Annotated in this window: 25 protein-coding genes; 17 read left to right on the top strand and 8 right to left on the bottom strand. The window is 48.9% G+C overall.

Annotated elements, in window-relative coordinates:
• Positions 1–14: 14 nt before the first annotated feature.
• Positions 15–458, top strand: coding sequence for a DUF2383 domain-containing protein (locus tag ACR64Q_RS14910; protein WP_026601625.1), 444 nt, complete (start codon positions 15–17; stop codon positions 456–458).
• A 222-nt stretch (positions 459–680) separates the two neighbouring features.
• Here the strand turns inward: ACR64Q_RS14910 and ACR64Q_RS14915 are convergent, their stop codons facing one another.
• Complete coding sequence (locus ACR64Q_RS14915) at positions 681–1,730, bottom strand: AI-2E family transporter (protein WP_313732310.1); 1,050 nt, start codon at positions 1,728–1,730, stop codon at positions 681–683.
• Positions 1,731–2,317: 587 nt separating this feature from the next.
• Positions 2,318–4,138 carry an AsmA family protein gene (locus ACR64Q_RS14920; protein WP_313732311.1) on the bottom strand — a complete coding sequence of 607 codons (1,821 nt, stop codon included), beginning with the start codon at positions 4,136–4,138 and terminating at the stop codon, positions 2,318–2,320.
• On the opposite strand from ACR64Q_RS14920, the gene ACR64Q_RS14925 reads away from it, so the two are divergent.
• Positions 4,137–4,346: a hypothetical protein gene (locus ACR64Q_RS14925; protein WP_026601631.1), complete on the top strand. Its 210-nt coding sequence runs from the start codon at positions 4,137–4,139 to the stop codon at positions 4,344–4,346. The genes ACR64Q_RS14920 and ACR64Q_RS14925 overlap by 2 nt on opposite strands.
• Here ACR64Q_RS14925 and ACR64Q_RS14930 read toward each other — a convergent pair.
• Positions 4,330–6,444: a catalase gene (locus ACR64Q_RS14930; protein WP_313732312.1), complete on the bottom strand. Its 2,115-nt coding sequence runs from the start codon at positions 6,442–6,444 to the stop codon at positions 4,330–4,332. The two genes, ACR64Q_RS14925 and ACR64Q_RS14930, sit on opposite strands and share 17 nt — an antisense overlap.
• Before the next feature lie 399 nt (positions 6,445–6,843).
• Here ACR64Q_RS14930 and ACR64Q_RS14935 point away from each other — a divergent pair, with 399 nt between their 5' ends.
• Positions 6,844–7,251, top strand: coding sequence for a BON domain-containing protein (locus ACR64Q_RS14935; RefSeq protein WP_313732313.1), 408 nt, complete (start codon positions 6,844–6,846; stop codon positions 7,249–7,251).
• Positions 7,252–7,268: 17 nt separating this feature from the next.
• Positions 7,269–7,790 carry a hypothetical protein gene (locus tag ACR64Q_RS14940; protein WP_313732314.1) on the top strand — a complete coding sequence of 174 codons (522 nt, stop codon included), beginning with the start codon at positions 7,269–7,271 and terminating at the stop codon, positions 7,788–7,790.
• Between the two features lie 178 nt (positions 7,791–7,968).
• On the opposite strand, the gene ACR64Q_RS14945 is transcribed toward ACR64Q_RS14940, so the two are convergent.
• A complete protein-coding gene (locus ACR64Q_RS14945) occupies positions 7,969–9,066 on the bottom strand; it encodes an SbmA/BacA-like family transporter (RefSeq protein WP_313732315.1) in 1,098 nt (365 codons plus the stop codon).
• Between the two features lie 300 nt (positions 9,067–9,366).
• Between ACR64Q_RS14945 and ACR64Q_RS14950 the strand changes: the two genes are divergently transcribed.
• The 10 genes from ACR64Q_RS14950 to ACR64Q_RS14995 all read left to right on the top strand — a co-directional run bounded on the left by ACR64Q_RS14950 (position 9,367) and on the right by ACR64Q_RS14995 (position 15,961).
• Positions 9,367–9,552: a CsbD family protein gene (locus tag ACR64Q_RS14950; RefSeq protein WP_026601636.1), complete on the top strand. Its 186-nt coding sequence runs from the start codon at positions 9,367–9,369 to the stop codon at positions 9,550–9,552.
• A gap of 49 nt (positions 9,553–9,601) precedes the next feature.
• A complete protein-coding gene (locus ACR64Q_RS14955) occupies positions 9,602–9,874 on the top strand; it encodes a CsbD family protein (RefSeq protein ID WP_026601637.1) in 273 nt (90 codons plus the stop codon).
• 208 nt (positions 9,875–10,082) lie between these two features.
• Entirely contained in the window at positions 10,083–10,433 is a 351-nt protein-coding gene (locus ACR64Q_RS14960) for a four-helix bundle copper-binding protein (protein ID WP_026601638.1), read from the top strand.
• A 19-nt stretch (positions 10,434–10,452) separates the two neighbouring features.
• Positions 10,453–10,629 (top strand): hypothetical protein, encoded by a 177-nt coding sequence (locus ACR64Q_RS14965; protein WP_313732316.1) that lies wholly within the window; start codon positions 10,453–10,455, stop codon positions 10,627–10,629.
• Between the two features lie 50 nt (positions 10,630–10,679).
• A complete protein-coding gene (locus tag ACR64Q_RS14970; RefSeq protein ID WP_020485168.1) occupies positions 10,680–11,501 on the top strand; it encodes an alpha/beta fold hydrolase in 822 nt (273 codons plus the stop codon).
• A 303-nt stretch (positions 11,502–11,804) separates the two neighbouring features.
• The gene (locus ACR64Q_RS14975; protein WP_020485167.1) at positions 11,805–12,302 is read left to right on the top strand and encodes a hypothetical protein; all 498 of its coding nucleotides are present in this window, start codon (positions 11,805–11,807) and stop codon (positions 12,300–12,302) included.
• 45 nt (positions 12,303–12,347) lie between these two features.
• Positions 12,348–12,791: a DUF2383 domain-containing protein gene (locus ACR64Q_RS14980; RefSeq protein ID WP_313732317.1), complete on the top strand. Its 444-nt coding sequence runs from the start codon at positions 12,348–12,350 to the stop codon at positions 12,789–12,791.
• Between the two features lie 92 nt (positions 12,792–12,883).
• Positions 12,884–13,411: a peroxiredoxin gene (locus ACR64Q_RS14985; protein WP_313732318.1), complete on the top strand. Its 528-nt coding sequence runs from the start codon at positions 12,884–12,886 to the stop codon at positions 13,409–13,411.
• 10 nt (positions 13,412–13,421) lie between these two features.
• A complete protein-coding gene (gene gorA / locus ACR64Q_RS14990; protein WP_313732319.1) occupies positions 13,422–14,774 on the top strand; it encodes a glutathione-disulfide reductase in 1,353 nt (450 codons plus the stop codon).
• Positions 14,775–14,878: 104 nt separating this feature from the next.
• The gene (locus ACR64Q_RS14995) at positions 14,879–15,961 is read left to right on the top strand and encodes a protoglobin domain-containing protein (protein ID WP_026601701.1); all 1,083 of its coding nucleotides are present in this window, start codon (positions 14,879–14,881) and stop codon (positions 15,959–15,961) included.
• 223 nt (positions 15,962–16,184) lie between these two features.
• On the opposite strand, the gene ACR64Q_RS15000 is transcribed toward ACR64Q_RS14995, so the two are convergent.
• The gene (locus ACR64Q_RS15000; RefSeq protein WP_313732320.1) at positions 16,185–16,538 is read right to left on the bottom strand and encodes an EF-hand domain-containing protein; all 354 of its coding nucleotides are present in this window, start codon (positions 16,536–16,538) and stop codon (positions 16,185–16,187) included.
• A gap of 498 nt (positions 16,539–17,036) precedes the next feature.
• Here ACR64Q_RS15000 and ACR64Q_RS15005 point away from each other — a divergent pair, with 498 nt between their 5' ends.
• The 3 genes from ACR64Q_RS15005 (at position 17,037) to ACR64Q_RS15015 (ending at position 18,802) form a co-directional block, all read left to right on the top strand.
• Complete coding sequence (locus ACR64Q_RS15005; RefSeq protein ID WP_155931104.1) at positions 17,037–17,225, top strand: hypothetical protein; 189 nt, start codon at positions 17,037–17,039, stop codon at positions 17,223–17,225.
• Positions 17,226–17,392: 167 nt separating this feature from the next.
• Positions 17,393–18,220 (top strand): Crp/Fnr family transcriptional regulator, encoded by an 828-nt coding sequence (locus tag ACR64Q_RS15010; protein WP_313732321.1) that lies wholly within the window; start codon positions 17,393–17,395, stop codon positions 18,218–18,220.
• 138 nt (positions 18,221–18,358) lie between these two features.
• On the top strand, positions 18,359–18,802 hold the full coding sequence (locus ACR64Q_RS15015; RefSeq protein ID WP_313732322.1) for a DUF2383 domain-containing protein: 444 nt from the start codon (positions 18,359–18,361) through the stop codon (positions 18,800–18,802).
• Positions 18,803–18,828: 26 nt separating this feature from the next.
• Here ACR64Q_RS15015 and ACR64Q_RS15020 read toward each other — a convergent pair whose 3' ends face one another.
• The 3 genes from ACR64Q_RS15020 to ACR64Q_RS15030 all read right to left on the bottom strand — a co-directional run bounded on the left by ACR64Q_RS15020 (position 18,829) and on the right by ACR64Q_RS15030 (position 22,344).
• Complete coding sequence (locus ACR64Q_RS15020; RefSeq protein ID WP_313732323.1) at positions 18,829–20,385, bottom strand: HD domain-containing phosphohydrolase; 1,557 nt, start codon at positions 20,383–20,385, stop codon at positions 18,829–18,831.
• A gap of 217 nt (positions 20,386–20,602) precedes the next feature.
• A complete protein-coding gene (locus ACR64Q_RS15025; RefSeq protein ID WP_026601707.1) occupies positions 20,603–21,727 on the bottom strand; it encodes a DUF1207 domain-containing protein in 1,125 nt (374 codons plus the stop codon).
• A complete protein-coding gene (locus ACR64Q_RS15030) occupies positions 21,724–22,344 on the bottom strand; it encodes a BON domain-containing protein (RefSeq protein WP_313732325.1) in 621 nt (206 codons plus the stop codon). The genes ACR64Q_RS15025 and ACR64Q_RS15030 overlap by 4 nt, the downstream gene beginning before the upstream one ends.
• Positions 22,345–22,502: the final 158 nt, after the last annotated feature.

Below are 22,502 nucleotides of genomic sequence, written 5' to 3' on the forward strand. Positions count from 1 at the left end.
CCAAGAGTTTTAATATGCATAACATAGACACACTCAACAAATTTCTAAAAGACGAATTATCGGCAACGGAAACCTATCAACAGGTGCAAGACAAACTGTCTGAAGATGCCGGACTGGGCGAATCGAAGGACCTTACGCCTATTTTTGAGGATCATAAAGAGGCCGTTTCCAGTTTACAGACGCTCATCAGTCAACTGGGAGGAACTCCCAGCGCCGATTCAGGAGCGTGGGGCACTTGGGCACAAATAGTCCAAGGCGGCGCTAATCTACTGGGTAAAGAAGCGGCACTACAGTCGTTACAGAGCGGCGAGAAAAGTGGCGCAGACGCGTATGCGGAAGCGTTGCAGAAGACTGAACTGCCTGCAGAGATTCGCTCGTTGATTGAAACCAAGCTATTACCGGCACAACAAGCGCATATTCGCACGTTGGATAGGCTGTTGGCCGCCGAAACTGAATAGTTTTTCGTCCCTTAGCACGTAGTTTTTAAATGAAGTCAGCGCGAGCTCAAATTGATTCGCGCTGGCTTAATTGTTTCTGTTCCGGCCTATAAATAAACCTGATTAACAAGAATTTTCAGCGCGGCTGATCCGGACAAGTAATTATCTCTACTGCAAGCAATGAGGACTAGCGGCGGCATTAACGCTAAGATTTGATGCCTCCCCAGGTTTAACATAGTCTCCCTACGAATTACTTGCCTGATTATATTTTCCTAGTATGTCCCAAAAGGTTATAAATAATGCGGCAATAATGGGGCCTAATATAAATCCGGTTAATGAAAACCAGCTTATCCCTCCTAGAGTTGATACCAGCACTAGATAATCTGACATTTTACTATCTTTACCTATCAGCCGCGGCCGCAAAAAATTATCTATCATAGCAATTACAAAAATACCGACGGATAGCAAAATGACTGCTTTTAATGTGTGTCCCTGTAAAAATAAAATGACCGCAGCAGGAGCCCAAATTAGCGCACTGCCTATAGGCAATAACGATAAAACTATCATTAACATACCCCATAGAAAAGCCGCTGGAATGCCTACAAACCAAAATAATAACCCCCCTATGCTACCCTGAATAACGGCGACTAGTAACCCGCCTTTGACAGTCGCTCGCGCTACGCTGGTGAAACGCTCAAATAGTTCTATTTCAATTTGGTCACCTATCGGAATTAACGATATGAATTTTCTTATCAGTTGCTGTCCGTCCCGCAATAGAAAGAACAGAATGTAGAAAGACAAGGCAACTTGCACGATTAGATTTAAGATATTCTGAGTCAATGCTGGGAGTTGTTGCGCTATATATTGTACTGCTTGAGTAAAGGCATTCCCTGCCGAGGCGCTTATCTGCTCAACGCTTATTTCCTGTATATAAGACAGTTTATTAAATTTTGGCAAAAGAAGCGCGAGAGTATCTTGAAAATATATTTGAGGATTAATTTCCCCGCTTTGGATTTTTTGATAATAGGCTGTGCTTTCTTCCGTTATCATCAAGGTTATCATCAATAGTGGAATAACGAACACCAGAATAATCGTTAACATGGTCAAAAACAACGGCAGTATTTCCGAGTTTTTAAAATAACGGTTAATCCACTGATAAACAGGATAAAAAACTACCGCCAGAATAATAGCCCAAAAACAGGCTAATAGAAAATCTTTAATCAATAGGAAAAAAGATACCGTCACTAACAAAACGAAGGTTAGAAAGAGAATATAAGGAGTATTTTTTTGCATGAAAACCAACTTGAAGCAAATGAATAGTTTCGGCGTCTTATCTTTGCATTAATAAGTTCCCGAAACTGTTGAAATAGGGGTGAAGTCTGGCGTTACGAAGATTACTGTTCAACAGCATAGCGTATTAGAGATTGGTGGTTCTGATCCGTTCGGCATCCAACATTGGTAGCGGAAATATACAGAATTACCGTAGACAACAAACCATGCTTGCGACTTAAGGTTTCTCTGGCAGCAACGCCTCTTGAAACAATCCGGATCTTTTTAGTTATCAAGTGGGTGGACAAACGGTTATTATCTCACGCGAACATGTAATAGGAATTGATATGTCTGTTGAGGATGCACTACGTTTTATCGCTACAGCAGGTATTGCTGGCAGTACTAACAATGCATGAAACTATAAGTTAACTAGAGTTGAAATTGACCGATTGAAAGAACACCCAAGGTCAAATCCGACGGTCGCGTAATGAGTAAGCAGTCAAGCATTCTGCTTTACTTAAGGGTGTCATTAGTTAGTCTGCGTGACTCACAATAGCGATCAATTATCATCCTATGGACGGGTAGCGTTGTTTGTTTAAACGCACCAGAATTTAGTCCTTTGCCCTCCGTATCATTTTTTGACAATCAATATTTTCAACCTCGCCTATATCAATCGGCGGTAGCAGCATGAGAGTAGACAAAGGATCAATTGAAAACTTTGGTTTTAGTATAGTGCCGGAAACATTTAAGGTGGAACGAAGGGTAAGCGGACTAAAATCACGAGGATAAGGAGTCATCGCTACTTCAAAGGTTTCGTTTTTAAATGACAAATAACCATTACCATGAACAACACTATCCTTGGTATTGAGCAATAAAGTTTTTGACTTGCCAATCCCATTATTAATATCCACATCAACAATGGCACAGAGAATAGGAATTTGAATATCTCCCGAGATATAGTAGCCAAGAGCGTGGAAAATGTCTAAGCCTATCAACTCTACTATCAAAGCGCTAATTTTGCCATCGTATTGCACTAAATAAGCTTCTCCGTTGGCGCTTGAAAGTATCTCTTTAAGCGAATTGCCCGACCCTTTTATTTTCAACTTACCGTTAATTTTCCCGAACGTGTTCTGAATATCTTTAACTTCCCCAATTAGCTTACTTAAAGGCATATCAATCACATTAATTTGGATATCAACGTCTGGCGGATTTTGCGATCCATAGGCTGACATCCAAAGGTTTATCCGTCCATCGTCAATTCCGAAGGTGACGGGTTCGAAAGTCAACACTCCATTGTTGAGCGATATTTGACCGTCAAAGTTGCTTAGGGGGATTTCCTTGTTAAGGATATTTGTGGCGCGAAGCCTAGCCTTGCCATTGGCTGCACGAATTTGTTTAAAGTTGAAATGACGCTCGGGGATCAAAGCATTGTCTTCGGTAACACTCTGATCTGTCAGGTTGGGTTCGCCGCCAATAAATCCGCTTAAATCGGCAAGATCAAGCGTTTTGGCGAACAAATCCATATCGAAATACAAAAGCTCAAGTGTTGGATTGATGAGAACTGTTCCTTGCAAATCGCTATGCCCAATTTCACCATTAAAATTGTCAAAGCGCCAAGTGCGATCCTGACGGCTTAAATCCCCCGTTATTTTATAGGCAGGGCTGGGTGGTAAAGGAATGCCGATTAAAGGAAATAATTCGGCAATATCATCTCCTGCAAAAGAAAGCTTAAGCTTTGGATCGGGCGCTTGTAGAGGATGAGTCACTGTGCCGCGAATAGCTATTTCCGTTTGGCCGAACACCATATTCAACTTGACAGGATAGGGATTATTTTCTGAGCGTAATTCTGCATAGGAACCGGCAGCAGCCTGGATATTTAGCGTTTTGTGTTGGTAGCTACCCTTACTTTCAATGGTAATCGGCAGTTGCCAGCCGCCAGAGCCTTTCAAGGAATCTATATCTCCTTCAAAATTCATATCACGGATTTCATCATAATAATGAAATATTCCGGAAACAATATGCAGATTCTCGAAAATAACCGGCAACTCAAGAGCATATGCATCAGCTTTCGGGTCAGAAAAACTCCAATTTTCATCACCTTTCTTATTTTTTAAAAGAAATAATTCTGGCTTGCTAATGCTTAAATCGTTAATGAATATTTCGCCATGGAACAGTCTTGAAATAGAAAATTGCAATGATAATTTATCTATTTGTGCAAGGTTTTCAGGACTAGGCCAAACCGTATTTTTGATTGAAATATTATTAAGAGTGAGTTCAGGTTGCCTGCCATATTCAAAAATAGTTTCGCCTTTTATGTCAAGTTTTAGCTTTTGGGTATTAACGCTATTCTCAATAAACCAGATCCTAGCATTATCGGAATAGGCAAAAATTAATAGCATACTGCCAAAAGCACATAACCCTATTAGTAACATGACTAAAAATATTCGGGTAAGGCTTATCAGTTTGCAGTTCATTGGTTATTTAAGAACGCTGGCGGTAGAGTTTGGCGACGGGATTGGCACCAATAAAAAACTCAACAATGCCTCCTTTAACAACCAAAACGAATTAAAAGCTTTACGCCCGGAAGTCAAAGGTGAGGCACATGCTTTGGATAGCGAAATTATCAAGCCAGTGTTCTGATACTGGCTTCGCGCTCCCACTGCCGGGTCTTGGCTGCCGCGATGAAATCATCCACGCAATCGATGTTAAACACGCCGCCATCGGGTTTAATATTCGCCGTGGTCAGTAAGACTGCGCCGCCCTCGTCAACAATTAGCGCTTTCAAGTGACCAAACGCATCGCGCACGAAATCGATGGCGGCGGCTTCCTTCCCCAATGACATGGCGGCATGTTCGGTCAGGAGGATGGCGACCGCGTCGAACATTACTGACGGCGTACCCGCCAATTGGCCATCGACTTTCATCAGCCAGCCGTCAGCGAGTGTGGTTTCACCTATTACCGTGGCGATAATTTTGCTTGTTGCGCCGGTACTGGTCACAGCTTGTTGCACAGCCGCAATACTTGCCGCATCCGAACCCTCCGCGATCAATATCCCAACACTCCGGCCCTGAAGTGTATTCTTCATGTTCCCGATCAGCTGTAACGCCGGCGATGGCTCCAGTTCCTGGGGCGCCATCGCCGCAGTTGGCGCTGGCGGCAATTCAATCAGACCTAGGCCAGAGGCTACCCGCTGCGCAAGGTCTTGTTCGATATGACGTAGATGACCGACCATCGCGACACGGATATGCGGATGTTCTACCTTAGATAGTTCAAACACTAACGCCGAAGCAATATGCGCCTGTTCGTAGGCAGACTGACTGCGATAAAACTGCCTCGCCTGGCTGTAATGGTCAGCAAAGCTCTCGGGTCGAATCCGCCCCTTGGCACCACTTTCTTCAATTGCCGCACTGCGAAAGCCGGTTTCCGCTTGTTCGCGTGGCGAATCCATTGCCAGCGTATTGGGTTCGTAGGCCACCCGACCTTGCGGTTGCGTCATTTGCATATGCCCATCGCGCTGCTGATTGGCAAACGGGCACTGCGGCGCATTGATGGGTATTTGATGGAAATTCGCTGAGCCCAACCGGGACAGTTGCGTGTCCTGATAGGAGAAGAGCCGCCCCTGCAACAACGGATCGTTCGAGAAATCGATGCCGGGCACGACATGGGAGGGACAGAACGCTACTTGTTCGGTTTCCGCGAAAAAATTGTCCGGCCAGCGATTCAATACCATGCGACCGATAACTTGCAGCGGCACCAATTCTTCCGGGATCAATTTGGTTGGGTCGAGATGATCGAATGGGAAGGCATCGGCTTCTTCTTGCGAGAACAATTGCACCGCCAAATCCCATTCCGGAAAATCGCCGGTGCTGATGGCCTCGAACATGTCGCGCCGATGAAAGTCGGAATCGGCACCGGCTATTTTTACCGCCTCATCCCAGAGGGTAGATTGCAAACCGAGTTTCGGCCGCCAGTGAAATTTCACGAAGGTCGATTCGCCCGCGGCATTGATTAAGCGAAAGGAATGAATACCGAAGCCCTCTATCATCCGCAACGAACGCGGCAAGGTGCGGTCGGACATCACCCACATCACCATATGCATGGCTTCCGGTGTGAGTGAAATGAAGTCCCAGAAGGTGTCATGCGCCGACGCCGCTTGCGGAAAGCCGCGGTCGGGTTCCATTTTTACGGCATGAATCAGATCGGGAAATTTAATAGCATCCTGGATGAAGAACACCGGGATGTTATTGCCGACCAGATCCCAATTGCCTTCCTTGGTATAAAACTTGACGGCAAAGCCGCGGACATCGCGCGGCGTATCGGCGGACCCGGAGCCGCCGGCGACAGTGGATATGCGCGTAAACAGCGGCGTTTGCTCACCTACTTCGGTCAGCACTTTGGCCGTGGTGTATTGCTCCAGGGATTCGGTGAGCTCGAAAAAGCCATGTGCGCCGGTTCCACGGGCGTGGACGATGCGTTCCGGGATGCGCTCGTGGTCGAAATGGGTGATTTTTTCGCGCAGAATAAAATCTTCCAGCAGCGTCGGACCGTTCGGATGGGCTTTCAGGGAATTTTGATTATCGGCAATCGGTAAACCCTGATTGGTCGTCAAAGTGGGCTGGTCGTCGATGGCTGACTGGTGCCACTCGCCGCCGTTGCCGACTGAAATTGTCGATACTTCCTCCCCAAATTGGGCTGGTTCGTTCGCTACGGTTAGAACAGGTGTTTTTGCTTTATTCATGATGCATCCCCAATGGATTTAGCGTGTCGGCTTATGATCGAAAGATCATCCGACACCTGGAGCCTGGGGTCTGTACGCTGTCACACTGTAAAGCCTTATTTATTCGGCTTTTTATAGAAAAATCGTCAATAGTCAGTGTTGAAATCTGACGTTTTTCAAACTCAAAAAATTAGTCACCACCACTCATCATCGTAGAGGCGTTTGGGCTAACGACGAGTTCAATTCGAACATGCTTTTAACCGCAATGTTTGGCAGCGCACCGACATTGTGCGGCTGCTCGAGTAAATTTCAGAAACACCGTCGGTTCTCGCCAGACAAAGACTGCCGATCGGATGACTGCCACCGGCCACCTATTCGATGCCGATGCGCCAACAATAAAGTACTTTTCAAGGAGGGGATATGCCTAAACCATTGTCGTTAGTTGCCTTCGCTCTAAGCAGCTGTTTGCTGTTTGTCGCCAACCAAGCTAAAGCCGATCAGTCTTCCGCAAGCCAATTAGCTGAAAACACTGAGTTGGAAAATACCCAAAAAAACCTCCGCGATAAAGACAACACCACCTTAACGGCCGAGGATCAAAACGAGTCCAAAGCCGACTTAAAAATCACCGCGCACATTCGTAAAGCTTTGCTCAAAGACAAATCCTTATCCATGGATGCGCATAACGCCAAAATCATTACCCGAAATGGCGTTGTGACTTTACGCGGCGCCGTTGCAACGACGGACGAAAGCATAAAACTGCAAAAAATCTGCCGGGAAACTGCCGGTGTCGTGCAGGTGGACAATCAACTTGAAACTAAAGCGCCTTAACAGCGTGGGAGTATGTAATGACTAAATCCGTTTTTTGTATCGCTCAAACTATCGAGCAAACTGAAAGCATTGTGAACCAGCTGAAGGCTGCCAGTTTTTCCAGCAACGATATTTCCGTGTTGCTGCCCGATAAAAATACCACGAAGGATTTTGCCCATGAAAAACACACCAAAGCCCCGGAAGGCGCGGCACTTGGCGGAACGGTGGGCATGGGTACCGGCGCGGTATTGGGCTGGTTGGCCGGTATCGGCACCCTGGCTATCCCCGGTTTGGGGCCGTTTATCGCTGCCGGTCCGATTATGGCCGCATTGAGTGGTGCGGCATTGGGTGCAGCAGCTGGGGGATTGTCAGGTGCGCTGATTGGCGTGGGCATTCCGGAATACGAAGCCGTGCGCTACGAAGGCAAAATCAAGGGTGGCGGGATTTTGATCTCGGTGCATGCCGGCAGCAGTGAAGCCATTGATCAGATAAAAGAAATATTTGGACACGCGCACGCCGAAGATATTTCTTACACCGACGAAGCGGCCGTACCTGCGTGATGTTGAAACCCGGCCTAAAAAATCCCGTTTCATGGAACGAGGAGGGATTTTTGCAGATTTACTGATACCGCATTTCTTCCGTGTATAGCGCCTCCAAAATGCCCCCCGCCAAGTCGGACCGGGCATTCTTTTTTGCGCATTTTTTTACGGACGATGGCTGATAAGCCAACCGGAAAGCTCATTTAAGTTCGGTGGAAGGTTCAGGGCAAACGTCTTGCTGCTGTTCTAAATCATTCAAGGCCTCGACCAAGCCCAAAACCCTATCCACCGAGGCATGCCATTGCGCAATCACCGGCATGTTATTCACGGGCCAGGACAAAGCCGCAGCCATTTGTTGAAAGGCCTGTACCGACTGCATCAACGCCCCCAGCGTAATACTCCCCAGAATAAAGCGCGGCGCAGTGATTAGAATGGGCAGCGCCATCGATAGCACTGCGTAGCCGGAGCTGAACAAGATGATGTGCTCCCAGGCCCGCGTTTGCAGATCATAAATACCGTTAATGTCTTGAAACAGACTAAGAAAGCGCTTTTTTTCGTGCGCTTCGCGGTTATGCACGGAAATAGCTTGGGCGTTTTCCCGGGCCTTGACCAAACCGAAGCGAAAATTAGCTTCAACCGTTTGCATCGCATTGGTGGTTAAAGTCAGCGGCCGGCCGGCCCACCAACCCAACATCGAGGCTAGCGCCGCGTACAACAGGGCCAACCAAACCAAGTGTCCGTAAATAGGCAATCGCATACCGCCAAAATCCAGCATGACGGTACCGGACAGCGTCCAGAGAATTTGGGTAAAGCTCGCCAGCAATAATAAGCTGTAAAACAGCGTGTAACACAGATTAACGGCTTCGTCGGTAGCGATGCGAATATCCTCCGCGATGCGGCCATCGGGATTGTCGTGGCCCACCGTCAGTATCTGAGCGATTTGGTAATGATGGCCTTTATTCATCCAGCGACCGATAACATGCGCCGTTAGCCATGCTCGCCAACTGATTTGCAAATCCCGCTTGATTTTTAAATGTAAAACCGTCACCAGCATACTGGCTACAAAAATTAATCCCAGATCGCGGACTTGGGTCATCAGCCCTGGCATATTGCGCTGTTCCAAGGCGTCGAATAGCGCGGCGCTCCATTGCGTAATCATCACCGCAATGACGATTTGCAGCACAGTCAAAATCAGTAAATTTAAGGTCCGTCTACAGATACGCACCTGGTGCTCAGACCGCCAAAAAGGCCCCGCCAGTTTCAGAAACTTAAAGAAAAATCCAGTTTGACCCGGCACGATAGCGCTCCACGGTAAATTAACTTATATCGGCGATTTTGAAAGTTTCAGCGCATCTAAGATGCGTGCTGATAAAGCCTGCAACCGCCAGCTACAGCGTGCGCTGCATTGCGCTGCAAGTCTGTACGCTACAGCACCCACATCCCATAAAAACTTGCTGTCAGCGCGGTCTGGATATTGGCTGCCGACTCAATGTGCGTTGACGCACCGACTACGGCCAAGGTCGCGAGTATGGTGGGTTCCGAGCGCTAAAAAACGCTCGTTCGCTTCAATAAAATTAAAACACCACCAGGAATCATCATGAACAAAGATCAAGTAAAAGGCCGCGTCGAAGAGACCAAAGGCAAAATCAAAGAAGTCGCCGGCAAACTAATGAACGACGACGATATGGAGTTGGAAGGTAAGGTGCAAAAACACGTCGGTAAAGTTCAGGCGGGCTTTGGCGATGTAAAAGACGATATTAAAAAGGCTGTTGACGACGAATAACAATGTTCGCCAGTTCATCCACCGCATCTAACTTCCCAAAGGCCACATCATGAAATTTACCCAAACCGAACGCTATATTTTATCTGCCGGCGTACTGACAGCGCTTTGCTCATTCGGCGCCCTCGCCGCAGACCATGAAGCCCCGATGAATAAAGATCAGGTCGAAGGCCGGGTCGAAGAAACCAAAGGCAAGGTCAAGGAAGTGACCGGCAAGATCATCGACGACAAAGGCATGGAAGTGGAAGGTAATGTCCAAAAAAATCTCGGCAAAGCCCAAAAAGGCTATGGCGATATTAAGCAGGATATTAAGGAAGGCAAGTAAGAAAAAGCAGCTAGCTCGTCGACCTATCGCCTCCCCCCTTTGGTGTTAACGTTTGCCGGCTAGCTGTGGATATAACGGCAGAGACGCAATATTTTGCGTTTCTGCCACCGCCACGGAACAGTCCATCTGTTAGTGGCAAAAGCTAGCGCTTTCTGCGTCTGCATTTGATTCAGGGGCGAACTGACTCCCCCACTTAACGGAGAATTCCATGCATCAAACATCCCAATCAGAACATGCCAGGCAAGCTTGTATTGCCGCGTGCAGCCTTTGCCACCAGCTTTGTCTGCAAACCGCGATGAACCATTGCCTGGAAACCGGTGGTAAGCACGTCAAAGCCAAACATTTACGCCTAATGTTGAACTGTGCCGAGATCTGTCAGACTTCAGCCAATTTTCAACTGACCGGCTCGCATTTTCTACATAGCCTGCACGAGCTTTGTGCGGAGATTTGCGAAGCCTGTGCAGCCGAATGCGATGAGATCGGCGATATGAAAGATTGCGTTGTGGCCTGCCAACAATGCGCCGACAGTTGCCGGCAAATGCTCAGCACACAACATTAAGCACGGAGCCGCCGGCGTCATGCGTCCTAGATCCCTATTATTGGCGGCGACTACTGCGATGCTCTTGTCTGCCTGTGCGACAGCTTTGCAGAGCACCCAGCAAGTTCCCGCCGTCTGGCCGGACAGCCACGCCGCCAACAGATCTTTACTCGGCAAAATCAATTGCCGCGCCAACCTGCATCCAGTTATCTGCTGAGCTAACAAAAATATTTAAGCTTGACTCACGCAAGCGAAGGAGAACCTATCATGAGCACGATAATCACCAAAGACAGCACAAAAATTTACTACAAAGACTGGGGATTGGGACCGGCCGTGGTGTTCTGCCACGGCTGGCCGCTAAACGCCGATGCCTGGGAGAATCAAATGGTTTATCTGGCGGCAAACGGCTATCGCTGTATTGCCCACGATAGACGCGGTCATGGCCGTTCCGATCAGCCTTGGATCGGTAATGATATGGAAACCTATGCCGACGACTTAGCGGAACTCATAGAAAAGCTCGACCTAAACGGCATAACCTTAGTCGGCCACTCGACAGGTGGCGGCGAGGTGGCGCGTTATATCGGGCGGCATGGCTGCCAACGCGTCAAAGGTGCGGTGTTGGTGGGTTCGGTAACACCGTTGATGCTGAAAACCGATAATAATCCTATTGGCCTACCCATTACGGTATTTGACGACATTCGCAGCGGCGTCGCAGCTGATCGCTCGCAATTTTTCATGAATTTGACAGCCCCGTTCTACGGCGCCAACCGGCCGGACGCAACGGTCAGCCAAGGCGTGCGCGACGCATTCTGGCGGCAAGGTATGCAAGGTGGATTACTAAACCAGCTCGAATGCATCAAGGCCTTTTCAGAAACCGACTTTTCCAATGATCTGAAAAAATTTGAGATACCGACCCTGATTATCCACGGCGATGACGATCAAATTGTGCCGATTGCCGCCTCCGCCCTTACTGCGGCTACACTCATTAATAACGCAACGCTGAAGATCTATCCCGGCGGACCGCATGGCCTAGCCGACACACATAAAGACCAGCTAAATAGCGACCTGCTTGCGTTTTTAAAAACCTGAACGGTCGGTAATTGCTGCCGGGAAAAATATCTCGATAATTAGCTTTGGCGTTTTACTAATTCGCCATGCTTGTTTACCGCGAATGTGTGACAGCGTACCGACTCAAACCTGATTTAACTGTATATTCAAATTCCAATACAAAATATTGACTAGTAAATATTCGATATTTTAGTGATCGATAAATAAATCATTAATAGCTATCAGACTTCTTAGAAAAGTCCGTCGTTATTAATGAAATCGCCGTAAATATTCATCCCGATAGCAGTAGCAAAATCCGCTGTTATTCAGATCGAAGAGACTATTATGTATAAACCTGTTTTTTGCATCTGCCAAGACATCGGTCAGACAGCCGCTATTGTTAATAATCTTAAAATGGCGGGGTTTTCTAACACTGAAATATCCCTGTTATTTCCGGATAACGCCACCCTCCCCTCCCGCCAACAAAACGCCGACGAAAAAGTGGATGCTGCCGAAAACGACAGCTACGGCCTGGAATGGACCAGCAAAATCGATAGCCTGGATATTCCGGGCGTCGGCCGCTTCATTGCCGCCGGGCCGATTATGGTTGAATTATGTCGCACACCTGAAAAAGACCAGGTTGCCGATTTAATTGCCGCCTTAATTGGCGTCGGCATTCCGGCGCATGAAGCCAAGCACTACCAAGAAAAAATCAAAGCCGGACGTACGCTGATTGCTGTTAATACGGCAACGGCTGAGACCCGGGATACCGCAAACACGATTTTCCAGCAGGCTGAAGCCGAAGATATTTCCTCATCGGAAGAAGTAACGCTCACCGTTTGACGCGCCTTTGCCACACTACAAAAACCACCACACAGGACTTTTACTATGCACAGCATTGAAATGATAGACAGTTTACTGATTGACGAACTTGCCGCCACTGAGACCTACAGTCAGGTATTAAAAAAACTTAAGGAAGAGGTTTCACTCGGCGAATCAGAACTACTGCTGCCGATTTACGAGGCGCATAAAGCAGCCGTTTCCAGTTTGCAAACTCAAATTCGCGAGCTGGGCGGTACGCCGGCCAAGGATTCCGGGGTATGGGGTTCTTGGGCCAGCTTGATTCAAGGCGGCGCTAATGCCTTCGGCAAGCAGGCCGCGCTAAAAGTATTGCAGGAAGGCGAAAAGAGCGGTCTGGGCGACTATGAAAAAGCGCTGTTGGACCAGAAACTCGGTTCCAATATCCGTACCTTAATCCTACTCAAGCTGCTCCCCGCGCAACATGCGCATATTGATACCTTGGATCAAATGATGAGTTCGCTGGCCGCTTAGCGACATCTCTAGCATTCCATTACGTTTAATCCAGCAAACAAGGGCAGCGTTTATCTCGCTGCCCTTGTCATAATTTCAAGGAGTTCCACACCATGCTTACCACTATTCCCGACGTAATCTTTAAAACCCGGGTTCGCGATGAAAGTATCCCCGGCGAAAATCCATTTCGTTGGCAGGATGTCAGCAGCGACGAGATTTTCAAAGGTAAATCCATCGTGATTTTTGCCTTACCCGGCGCCTACACGCCCACTTGTTCGAACAAGCATCTACCGGGCTATGATGCCAAATACCAAGAGCTTAAGGCTCATGGCATCGATGAGGTCTATTGCCTGAGTGTCAACGATGCCTTTGTGATGTATCAATGGAGTCAGCATCTCAAAATAGCCGACGTCAAAATGCTGCCGGACGGCAATGGCGAATTTACCGAAGCCATGGGCATGCTGGTGAAAAAACACAATGTGGGGTTCGGCAGCCGGTCCTGGCGCTATTCGATGTTGGTCGAAGACAAAAAAATTATGCAACTTTTTAGCGAACCCGGCCAAATCGATAACTGCCCGGACGATCCGTTTACCCTCAGTGATGTGGATACCATGTTGGCTTATCTGCAGAAACAAAAATGAGCCTATCCCTATGACTGTGTATGACTATGATCTATTCGTGGTGGGTGCCGGCTCCGGCGGCGTGCGCGCCGCCAATGCCGCAGCCAATCAGGGCGCGCGGGTAGCAATAGCGGAAGTTCGCCATTTTGGCGGCACCTGCGTGAACCTGGGCTGCGTTCCGAAAAAACTGTTGGTCTACGCCGCGCAATTTAAAGACGACTTTGCCGCTGCGGTCGGGTTCGGTTGGACGCTGGACAACGCCTCCTTCGATTGGCCCAGCCTAATCGCCAACAAAAATCGGGAAATCGAACGCCTGCAAGCGGTCTATCAACAGCACTTGCAACAAAACCGCGTGACCATCTTTACCGGCAAAGCGCAATTGCTCGATGCCCACACGGTCGCGGTCGCCGGCAGCCAATGCACGGCAAAACGCATTCTGCTGGCCACCGGCGGCTGGCCGTTTGTGCCTGATATAGCCGGTAAGCAGTTCATTGTTACTTCCAACGAACTATTTTCCCTGGATAAATTACCGGAGCGCATCGTGATTGTCGGTGGCGGCTACATCGCGGTGGAATTTGCCAGCATTCTTAACGGCCTGGGTGTCGATACGACTATTTGTCAACGCGGCGAAAAACTGCTGGAAGGCTTTGACGAGGATATTCGCGACTTTCTGGCCGTCGCGATGCGCAAGCAAGGCATTAAGATTCTGTTGAATTGCGATGTCCAAGCCATTGCGCCGGAAGGTAATGCCTTTAGCGTCAGCTTGCTGGACGGCAATACCATGACGACCGACTTGGTGATGTACGCCACCGGCAGAACGCCCAACTCGCAAGGTTTTGGACTAGAGCAGCTTGGCGTGGCCCTGGACGACAAAGGCGCGATCATCGTCGATAGCCACTATCAAACCAATCTGCCGTCCATTTATGCGCTAGGCGATGTCACCGACCGAGTGAACCTGACGCCGGTAGCGATAGCCGAAGGCGAGGCATTGGTAAGTAATTTATTTACCAAGCAGCCGCGACCGGTAAATTACGACAACATCCCCACCGCCGTATTTTGCCAACCCAATATCGCCAGCGTCGGTTTAACCGAAGTGCAGGCGCGGCAAAAATATCCGGATATCGATATTTATAAAACCGAATTCAAACCCATCAAAAACACGCTATCGGGAAAGGATGAAAACACCTTGATGAAAATGATCGTGGAGCGCGAGACGGACCGAGTGATCGGTCTGCATATGATAGGCGCTGATGCACCGGAAATTATTCAGGGCATGGCTGTGGCGATGCGTGCCGGCGCGACCAAAGCCATCTTTGATTCGACTCTCGGCATCCATCCGACAGCTGCCGAAGAGTTTGTTACCATGACTCACAAAGCCCCCTAAGTAATACAGTTAGTAAAGACCAGATGCGATACAGCGCGGTCCGTTATTCGACAGTCTATAATGTAAAGCCTTTAGATTAACTAGTTGAATGAACTGGAGGGTAAGTGAAGCAAACCGAACAGACCCTGCTGGAACAATTACAAATTACCGAATTTGATATTGCCAATCGCAAAACCTTGCTGTCTCTGACCGATGCAGACTTTAAACTTTTAAGCAGCTTTAGTGATGTCATTACACCGCGCATCGATTCTCTGGTTGCCCGCTTCTACGAAATGCAAACCAGCGTTCCGGAAATCGCGCTGTTGATCGGCGATGCCGACACCCTGCACCGTCTGGAAAATGCCCAACGTCGCTATGTGCTCGATCTATTCAGCGGCGTTTACGATCTCGACTATGTCAATAATCGCCTGCGCATCGGTTTAGTCCATAAGCGGATCGGAGTAGAACCTAAGCTGTATCTTTCGGCAATCAACACACTAAAAAGCTTATTAATCGAAATAATTTTTGAGGCATTAACCGACGACACCGAGCGCCAGACTATGGCGGCGGCCCTGGATAAATTGTTTTTGTTTGACATCACGCTGGTGTTTGAAACGTATATCCGCAGCCTGGTTTCCGAAATCGAAATTTCTAAGCAAAAATCCGAACGTTACGCCTGCGCGCTGGAGGAGAAAGTTCGGGAGCGTACGCAACAACTAGAGCAGATGACGCGCATCGATTCGCTGACGGGCTTGCTGAGTGTGCGCTACTTAACGGAGACGCTGACGCAAACGCTGCGTGCGGCTCAGCGTCGTTCCGAACCAGTATCGATTGCCTACATAGACATTAACGACTTCAAAGCGATTAACGACACTCTAGGTCACGGCCGCGGCGATGAAATCCTGCGTATCGTTGCCGCGGCTATAAAAAAAGTATCGCGAATGGAAGATCGCTGCTTTCGTTACGGGGGAGATGAGTTTTGTTTGATTCTGCCAAACTGCCAAGAAACCCATGCCCAAGACATTTATATCACGCGACTCAACACCGTTATTAAACAAGAGTTGGAGGATGTGAGTTTGAGTGTGGGTATTGTTCAGACCGGTCCGCACGAGTTTGCGGAACCCAATTTATTGGTTAATCAGGCTGATTCTAGAATGTACGAAGCCAAGAAAAAATTCAAAGCCGCAGAAGGCACTCAACTTACCTAAGCGGGTTTTGTAAGCAGGCAGTACGCGAGTTTAAAACAGCTCTTTACCTGGTAGGGGTCGAAAAACCTTAGCTCGTCGCTCCCGCGAATGCGGGAACCCAGGACAACAATCAAAATCATGGACCCTCACCCGCCAGTATGCGGGTTTTTCGAAGGAACGCCGGGAACTTATCTGCCCCGAACCACCGAGACACTAAGGTGCGCGTAACCCGTGGTCTATCGACTTATTTAACCTCGCCTTCCCGTTTGGTTTCCATTTTCAAGTTCTGGAACTCATGCTGTTCCAACTGGCCGTCATTACCGGCATCCACTTTGTCGAAGGTTTGCAATAAGTAAGGAAAATTCAGTAATTCGCTTTTAGTGACGACGTGATCGCCATTCACATCGGCTTGGGCAAACGTGGGCATATTACCCTTCCCGTCCGGCGATTTTTTAGCCGGATTGACTTGCGAATTTTCCGCGTTCGTCGGCTGCATGATCGCGCCCAGGCCGATAGCCAGCACGCCGGCTATCCGGATAACTTTAGAAAATTGACTGATATTGTCAGACGTATTGCTTGTCGTTTTATTGGTTTTCATGATGATTCACTCTGGTTAATGGATAGTGATCTGTAGGGTGGATAAGCCGTGCGCATCCACCAAGATTGCCGGATGCGCTTCGCTTATCCAGCCTACGATTGATTTAGGCTGTTTTGACTGAATAATTACGATTCCATTTGATTCATAGATAGAATTGTTTCGGAATACAAATTAGGCTGCGCAAAGCAAAGCGCCGGCTTGCCGACCTAGGTAATTTATTCTTCGATACAGCTTGAGTCTACGCTCTACTCAGTGACTAAGTCGGTTCGCTGGCACACATACTCATGCTTGCGGTTTTTTGCGATAGCAATAGGCCTCTGAGAAACCCGGCTATCCCGTTAACACCGCTAAAACGCAATAAGCCCTCACAGCGACTAGTGTTAGCGCTGTGTGTGCTAACGAACAGAACAATTTCCATTTTATTTATAAAGTTTTATCGAGCGCCGACATTGGCCGCTCTGAGCTTTGATGACTATTACAAATTATCAGGGAGCCGTTATGAATAAAGAACATCAGGAATACCTAACTCAAACAGCTGGATCTGACATCAATGCCACCGACTATGTGGTAGGGTTGGGTGATATGGAACTGGAAAGATGCTCACGCAAGAGGCCGGGCAAACTGGAAAGCAAACTCGGTAATTTCCGAGAAAAAATTAAAAAAGGCCACAAGCCGCAATACTTTTAATGGATTTAGACAAACTGGGTAAGCTCGCCCACTCGGCCAGTGTTACCCGTTTTCTGATCTATTAAACCTGAGATACCGTCTCAGGAAAAATTAGAAAATCTTTAACAGTAGGATTTTGACCTCGAAGATCAAGGCCATTAAGTCAACAACACAGATGGAGACTGCTTATGACCAAACTAAATAGCCCTAGCCAGAACTTACTATTGGGTGCATTGCCGGCGGAGACTTACGAACGCCTGCTGCCTGATCTGGAACTTATTCAAATGTCTTGCGGCGAAGTCATATACGAGCCGGGCAGCGAATTGCGTTACGCCTATTTCCCAACGACGAGCGTGGTGTCCAACGTTTACATTGTTGAAGACGGCACTTCAAGCGAACTTGCCATCGTCGGCAACGAAGGCTTTATCGGCCTCGGCCTGTTTACGGGCGGGCGCACCATGCCGCATCAAGCCTTGGTCAGCAGGACCGGCTACGGATATAGGCTGCGACGACAATTGTTTATAAAAGAATTCGAATCCGGGAACGGGAGCAGCACGGACAGATCGTTATTCCAGATGCTGCTGCGTTACATACAGGCATTGATGACTCAAATAGCCCAAACCGCGGCTTGCAATCGCCACCATTCCATTTACCAACAACTGTGCCGCTGGTTGCTTCTGAATCTTGACCGATATTCCTCGAACGAGATGCTGGTAACCCATGATCACATCGCCAATATGCTTGGCGTGCGCCGGGAAAGCATCACCGATGCCGCCGGCAAACTACAACAAAAAGGCCTGATCAGTTACAGCAGAGGCCATCTCAACGTGTTGAATCGCGCTGGTTTGGAAGCACAAGTTTGCGAATGCTACCAAGTGATAAAAACCGAATTTGACAGGCTGATACCTATTTCTGCGGAGGCCCCCGACAATCTTAGCGAATCGGTACTCAGCGTTTCGGACAAATCGTCCAAAAGTACTTTGGATACTCTCAATCTGAATAAGTCCATTAGCTAGATATTTTCACGCATTCCGATCAACGATGTGCGGCAGCGTACCGACTTTCATGGAGCCTTGTTATTAAATATTAAGCGGCGCAATCAACTGATCGACTCTTTGTCAATCCCCCGAAACCACTTATCTGGGAGTTTCATTATGTCTCACATACCATTAATCAATAGCTTGCTACAAAATGAATTATCCGCCGTAGCCGCGTATCAACAGGCACTGAATAAGTTTCGGAAACAGACTGCGCTGGGAGAAATGGACGTTTTAATGTCTTCTTTTGAGGAACATAAGGCCGCCGTCTCCAATTTGCAGGGCAAAATTCAACAATTGGGCGGTGTAGCCGTTCAAGATTCCGGAGCATGGGGGGCTTGGGCAAAAATATTCATGGCCGGCGCGATATTGTTAGGTAAACAAGCTGCGCTAAAGGCCTTGCGCGAGGGCGAGTTAACCGGCTTCGAGGAATATGAAAAAGTATTGCAGGATCATGAACTGCCATCGGACATTCGCGCTTTGATCGAAACAAAACTGCTGCCTGCTCAGCAAAGACATATGCGCACCTTGGACAGCCTGTTGGTTGCAGTAATGGCCTAGATAAACCGTTTCAGATGCATGAATGCCTAGTCTTCGATTATGTATCCATGCACCTGAAAAATCCGCAGACAAACATCAACTACTTGCGCGTCCAAACTAATCCCGCGTTGGCTGATAATTTCCGTTAGCGCCGCTTCAATGCCCAATGCTGGGCGATAAGGCCGATGCGACGCCATCGCTTCGACTATATCCGCGACCGCCAGTATCTTGGATTCCAGTAGCAAATCGTCGCCATGCAGTCCTTGCGGATAGCCGGAACCATCGATCCGTTCGTGGTGTTGACGGATAATTTCGGCAATCGGCCAAGGAAAGCTCACATCTTTCAGGATGTTGAAGCCGATAGCCGGATGCTCTTTAATCAAGCCAAATTCCATGGTGGTCAAGCGCCGGGGCTTAGCCAGGATTTCCGCCGGCACGCCGATTTTACCCAAATCGTGTATCGTCGCCGCCAGATGTAAACCGTGAATTCTATCGGCGCCAAGGCCAAATTCGGTGGCGATTTTTGTACAAATATTGGCGACGCGCCGTTGATGACCGCCGGTGTAGGAATCGCGCTCTTCGCCGGTATCGGCAATCACCTGTATGGTTTTCTCCAGGCTTTCCCGTAGCTGCTCTTGATAATCAAATTTGGCAATCGCAGTGCGTAGTGCGGCGATACCGAAGCCGACATCGCCCGAGATTTCCTGCAATAACTGCCGTTCGGCAGGCGACCATTCATCAACCTTGTCGCCATACAGATTCAAACAGGCAACCGCCTGGCTGGATAGTCTGAACGGTAGACAAATCGTCGAGTGATAACCGCGCTGCAAAGCCTGTTCGCGCCAGGGCGTATAGCTGGGATCGGTAGCGATGTTTTCGACGAACTGCACTTTTTCCGAGCGAATCGCCCGACCGGTTGGGCCGTTACCGTGGGCCGTGCTGTCCGACCAGCTAATATTAGCGAGGGTCAAATAGCCGTCATCGTGGCCGTGACAAACTATGGCATCCACGCGTTTGTCCGGTCCGCCATCGGCAAACCCCACCCAGGCCATCCGATAGCCGCCGGTTTCCACGGCAATCCGGCAATATTCGTTTAGCAGGTCGGTTTCGGTGGTGGCTCTGATTAAGGCTACGTTGCTTTCGCTAAGCATTTTCAGGGCTCGCGACGTCGCCCGTAACTCAATCTCGGCCAGATGGCGTTTGGTATTGTCGCGAATATTGCACTGGATCACGTCAATCCCATCGCATTCGTAAATATTGCTGACAAACTCGACCGGAATGCTGCGGCCATCTTTCGTCTGCAATGGCAGGTTGTCGTAGCGAATATGGCCCTTGGTCTGCAATTCGCTAAACTCGGCCCGGTTCAGTGCGCTATCCCTGAACACGCCAATGTCCCACAGCTTTTTGCCCAGAAATTCTTCATGCGAATAGCCCAGCAATTGCATCAGGAACGGATTCACCTCTTCGATGGTGCCGGTTTCCGCGTTCAGCAGCAAGATGCCGTCCTGCGCGGTTTCGAACAGCCGGCGAAAGCGCGCTTCCGAAAATCGTAAGGCTTTATCGGCTGCCAGCAGTGTCGCGGCATAGTCTTCAGCTGTTTGCATCGGTGACGCCAAGGTTGTTTAAAGGATTGATCCGATCTTGGATTCCGGGGTAATAATGTCAGCGAATATTTGTGAGCATTTCTCGAAAAACCGTCATCCCCGTACAGGCGGGGATGACGGAAAAAGGGCTTTAGCGCTGCCGACCCCTTCTATCCTTTCTGTCCCTTCTATTCCGTCTAACACCGCGCATCGCGATGCGCCTGCCCGGACTGACAAACTAAAAATGGTAATGCGCGCCCAAACCGACGTATTCCACTTTGTCTTTATAAAACTGGCCGCTGGGCGAATAGCCGTTGAAGTATTCGACCATCAGCTGTAGCTTGCGTCCCAGGACTTTGGAATTGTCGAACTCCACACCGGCTCTGGCCGAAATATCGGTGCTCCAGTTGTTTTGATCGTAATTCTTGATGTCGGCGGCAATGATCGGGCGCATCGATGCAAAATCCAGACGCCATGGGCTTCTGAACTCGATACCGTATTGCGCCGACCATTTTCTTAATGCGGAAGGTTCTCTATGAAACAAACCGCCACCGCCGCCGTAGATGCGCACGCCGTAGGGCAATTCGTAAGACAGCTTTAGGTCCACCCCTTCGTAACTGAGATTAACCCGCTCGAATGTGGTGTTGACCTTGCGCAGCAAAAACTCGTCCCCCAAGTGCGAACTCTGATGATACAAGCGGCCGAATGCGGAAAACTGCCCGGTGCGCACACTGGAGTAGATCGAAGCTATGAAATCGGTATTCACCAGGTCGGCTGACGAGGCATCCAGGTTGAAGTCGCTGAACACGCCGGCCTGCAAACCGGCTTCCCATTGCGCCGTGGAATTGCCGATATTGGCCCGATAAAACGGAATGGTTTCGCCAAAGCTGACCGACGCGATATTTCGACCGTCAAAGTTATTACTTTGGTAATTACGATAAGCCGCGGAAAAATGCGCCCAGCGCGGATCGGCCAATAAGGCTTTGAACAAATGCCCGGTCGGCAGCAGTCCGGTCGGTAACACCAAGGTCTCGGCTGTAGTCAGCGTTGTTGGATTTGCATCAAGCGCGGCGGCCTCTTTGGCATTTACCTCAGTGGTTTCGGCTATTTTCACGGCATTAACGCCGGGAATCTCCGCCAAGACTTTACTGGCCTGGGCGCGCTCCGCGCCTGACATCCCGGCAGCGGGCAAGGTAATGACACCATCTTTTACCGTCAACGCCGGCATATCGAGCTTTAAATTATGTTTCATCGCGGCAGCGGCATAGCCGGCGATATAAGCATCATCGGCCGGCGTAGCCTGCGCCATGGGTGCGGACAGCAATAAAAGGCCCGCTAAGCTGCTTAGTGAATAATGCCTCATTGTTTACTCGGCACGCTGGTTTTAACCAACAATTCGTTTTGTACCGACTTCACATGTTCCTGGCTGCTGACCAAGCCAAGCGCTTTACCGACCAGTTGTTCGGAGTCCACCGTGCCGCGCAAGGTGACCACGCCGTTTACTGTCGTCACGTCAATTGGTACCAGTTTCAAAAAGTCGTCGTTTAGCAAGGCTGTCTTAACTTTGGCGGTAATCATGGAATCGTCAAAATATTCGCCGGTTGCTTTAGTACTATCCACCACCGCTTCCTTGGCCGCGTCAATGCGTTTTTCGGAGTTATTGATGGCTTGATCGATTTGTTTACCGGCTTTTTCCAGAGCATCGTTGGAGGATTCGGCAGCTTTATCGATCGATGCGCCGGCTTGTTCTGCTTTCTGTACTACCGATTCTTTCGCGGCGTCGATTTTTTGCCCGGCCTTTTCGGAGCTTTGTTCGATTTTTTGTCCAGCATTTTCAACGGCTTTATCGACTTTTTGTCCGGCTTTTTCCGCCTGACCTTCCGGCTGACAAGCAGCCAGCCCTAATGCGGCTGACAAACAGGCCATGGCAAATAGTTTGCTGGTGAAGAGTTTATAGAGGTATTCGGAGTGAGGGTTCATGGCTTATTCCTTGGGGATGGGTGTTTACGGAAAACGTGCCGACTCAGCATGCGATAAGGAACATTCGTAAGTAGTTAGCTGATCCGGCGGTTTGAAAGCGAATTTCGATTCTAGGGGCAAAGCCGGGAACAGTCTGTACGCTGGCGAACATTGGCTGG

Source organism: Methylomonas sp. 2F7, assembly GCF_057126975.1.

Excerpts from the sequence above, each read along its gene's own strand:
- ACR64Q_RS14980 (WP_313732317.1), top strand. The coding sequence starts at position 12,348 with ATGCACAGCATTGAAATGATAGACAGTTTACTGATTGACGAACTTGCC.
- ACR64Q_RS14935 (WP_313732313.1), top strand. The coding sequence starts at position 6,844 with ATGCCTAAACCATTGTCGTTAGTTGCCTTCGCTCTAAGCAGCTGTTTG.
- ACR64Q_RS14925 (WP_026601631.1), top strand. The coding sequence starts at position 4,137 with ATGACTAAAAATATTCGGGTAAGGCTTATCAGTTTGCAGTTCATTGGT.
- ACR64Q_RS14910 (WP_026601625.1), top strand. The coding sequence starts at position 15 with ATGCATAACATAGACACACTCAACAAATTTCTAAAAGACGAATTATCG.
- ACR64Q_RS14930 (WP_313732312.1), bottom strand. The coding sequence starts at position 6,444 with ATGAATAAAGCAAAAACACCTGTTCTAACCGTAGCGAACGAACCAGCC.
- ACR64Q_RS15030 (WP_313732325.1), bottom strand. The coding sequence starts at position 22,344 with ATGAACCCTCACTCCGAATACCTCTATAAACTCTTCACCAGCAAACTA.
- ACR64Q_RS14955 (WP_026601637.1), top strand. The coding sequence starts at position 9,602 with ATGAAATTTACCCAAACCGAACGCTATATTTTATCTGCCGGCGTACTG.
- gorA (WP_313732319.1), top strand. The coding sequence starts at position 13,422 with ATGACTGTGTATGACTATGATCTATTCGTGGTGGGTGCCGGCTCCGGC.
- ACR64Q_RS14915 (WP_313732310.1), bottom strand. The coding sequence starts at position 1,730 with ATGCAAAAAAATACTCCTTATATTCTCTTTCTAACCTTCGTTTTGTTA.
- ACR64Q_RS14920 (WP_313732311.1), bottom strand. The coding sequence starts at position 4,138 with ATGTTACTAATAGGGTTATGTGCTTTTGGCAGTATGCTATTAATTTTT.
- ACR64Q_RS15000 (WP_313732320.1), bottom strand. The coding sequence starts at position 16,538 with ATGAAAACCAATAAAACGACAAGCAATACGTCTGACAATATCAGTCAA.
- ACR64Q_RS14965 (WP_313732316.1), top strand. The coding sequence starts at position 10,453 with ATGCGTCCTAGATCCCTATTATTGGCGGCGACTACTGCGATGCTCTTG.
- ACR64Q_RS14970 (WP_020485168.1), top strand. The coding sequence starts at position 10,680 with ATGAGCACGATAATCACCAAAGACAGCACAAAAATTTACTACAAAGAC.
- ACR64Q_RS14950 (WP_026601636.1), top strand. The coding sequence starts at position 9,367 with ATGAACAAAGATCAAGTAAAAGGCCGCGTCGAAGAGACCAAAGGCAAA.
- ACR64Q_RS14960 (WP_026601638.1), top strand. The coding sequence starts at position 10,083 with ATGCATCAAACATCCCAATCAGAACATGCCAGGCAAGCTTGTATTGCC.
- ACR64Q_RS15005 (WP_155931104.1), top strand. The coding sequence starts at position 17,037 with ATGAATAAAGAACATCAGGAATACCTAACTCAAACAGCTGGATCTGAC.
- ACR64Q_RS15025 (WP_026601707.1), bottom strand. The coding sequence starts at position 21,727 with ATGAGGCATTATTCACTAAGCAGCTTAGCGGGCCTTTTATTGCTGTCC.
- ACR64Q_RS15020 (WP_313732323.1), bottom strand. The coding sequence starts at position 20,385 with ATGCAAACAGCTGAAGACTATGCCGCGACACTGCTGGCAGCCGATAAA.
- ACR64Q_RS14985 (WP_313732318.1), top strand. The coding sequence starts at position 12,884 with ATGCTTACCACTATTCCCGACGTAATCTTTAAAACCCGGGTTCGCGAT.
- ACR64Q_RS14975 (WP_020485167.1), top strand. The coding sequence starts at position 11,805 with ATGTATAAACCTGTTTTTTGCATCTGCCAAGACATCGGTCAGACAGCC.
- ACR64Q_RS15010 (WP_313732321.1), top strand. The coding sequence starts at position 17,393 with ATGACCAAACTAAATAGCCCTAGCCAGAACTTACTATTGGGTGCATTG.
- ACR64Q_RS15015 (WP_313732322.1), top strand. The coding sequence starts at position 18,359 with ATGTCTCACATACCATTAATCAATAGCTTGCTACAAAATGAATTATCC.
- ACR64Q_RS14940 (WP_313732314.1), top strand. The coding sequence starts at position 7,269 with ATGACTAAATCCGTTTTTTGTATCGCTCAAACTATCGAGCAAACTGAA.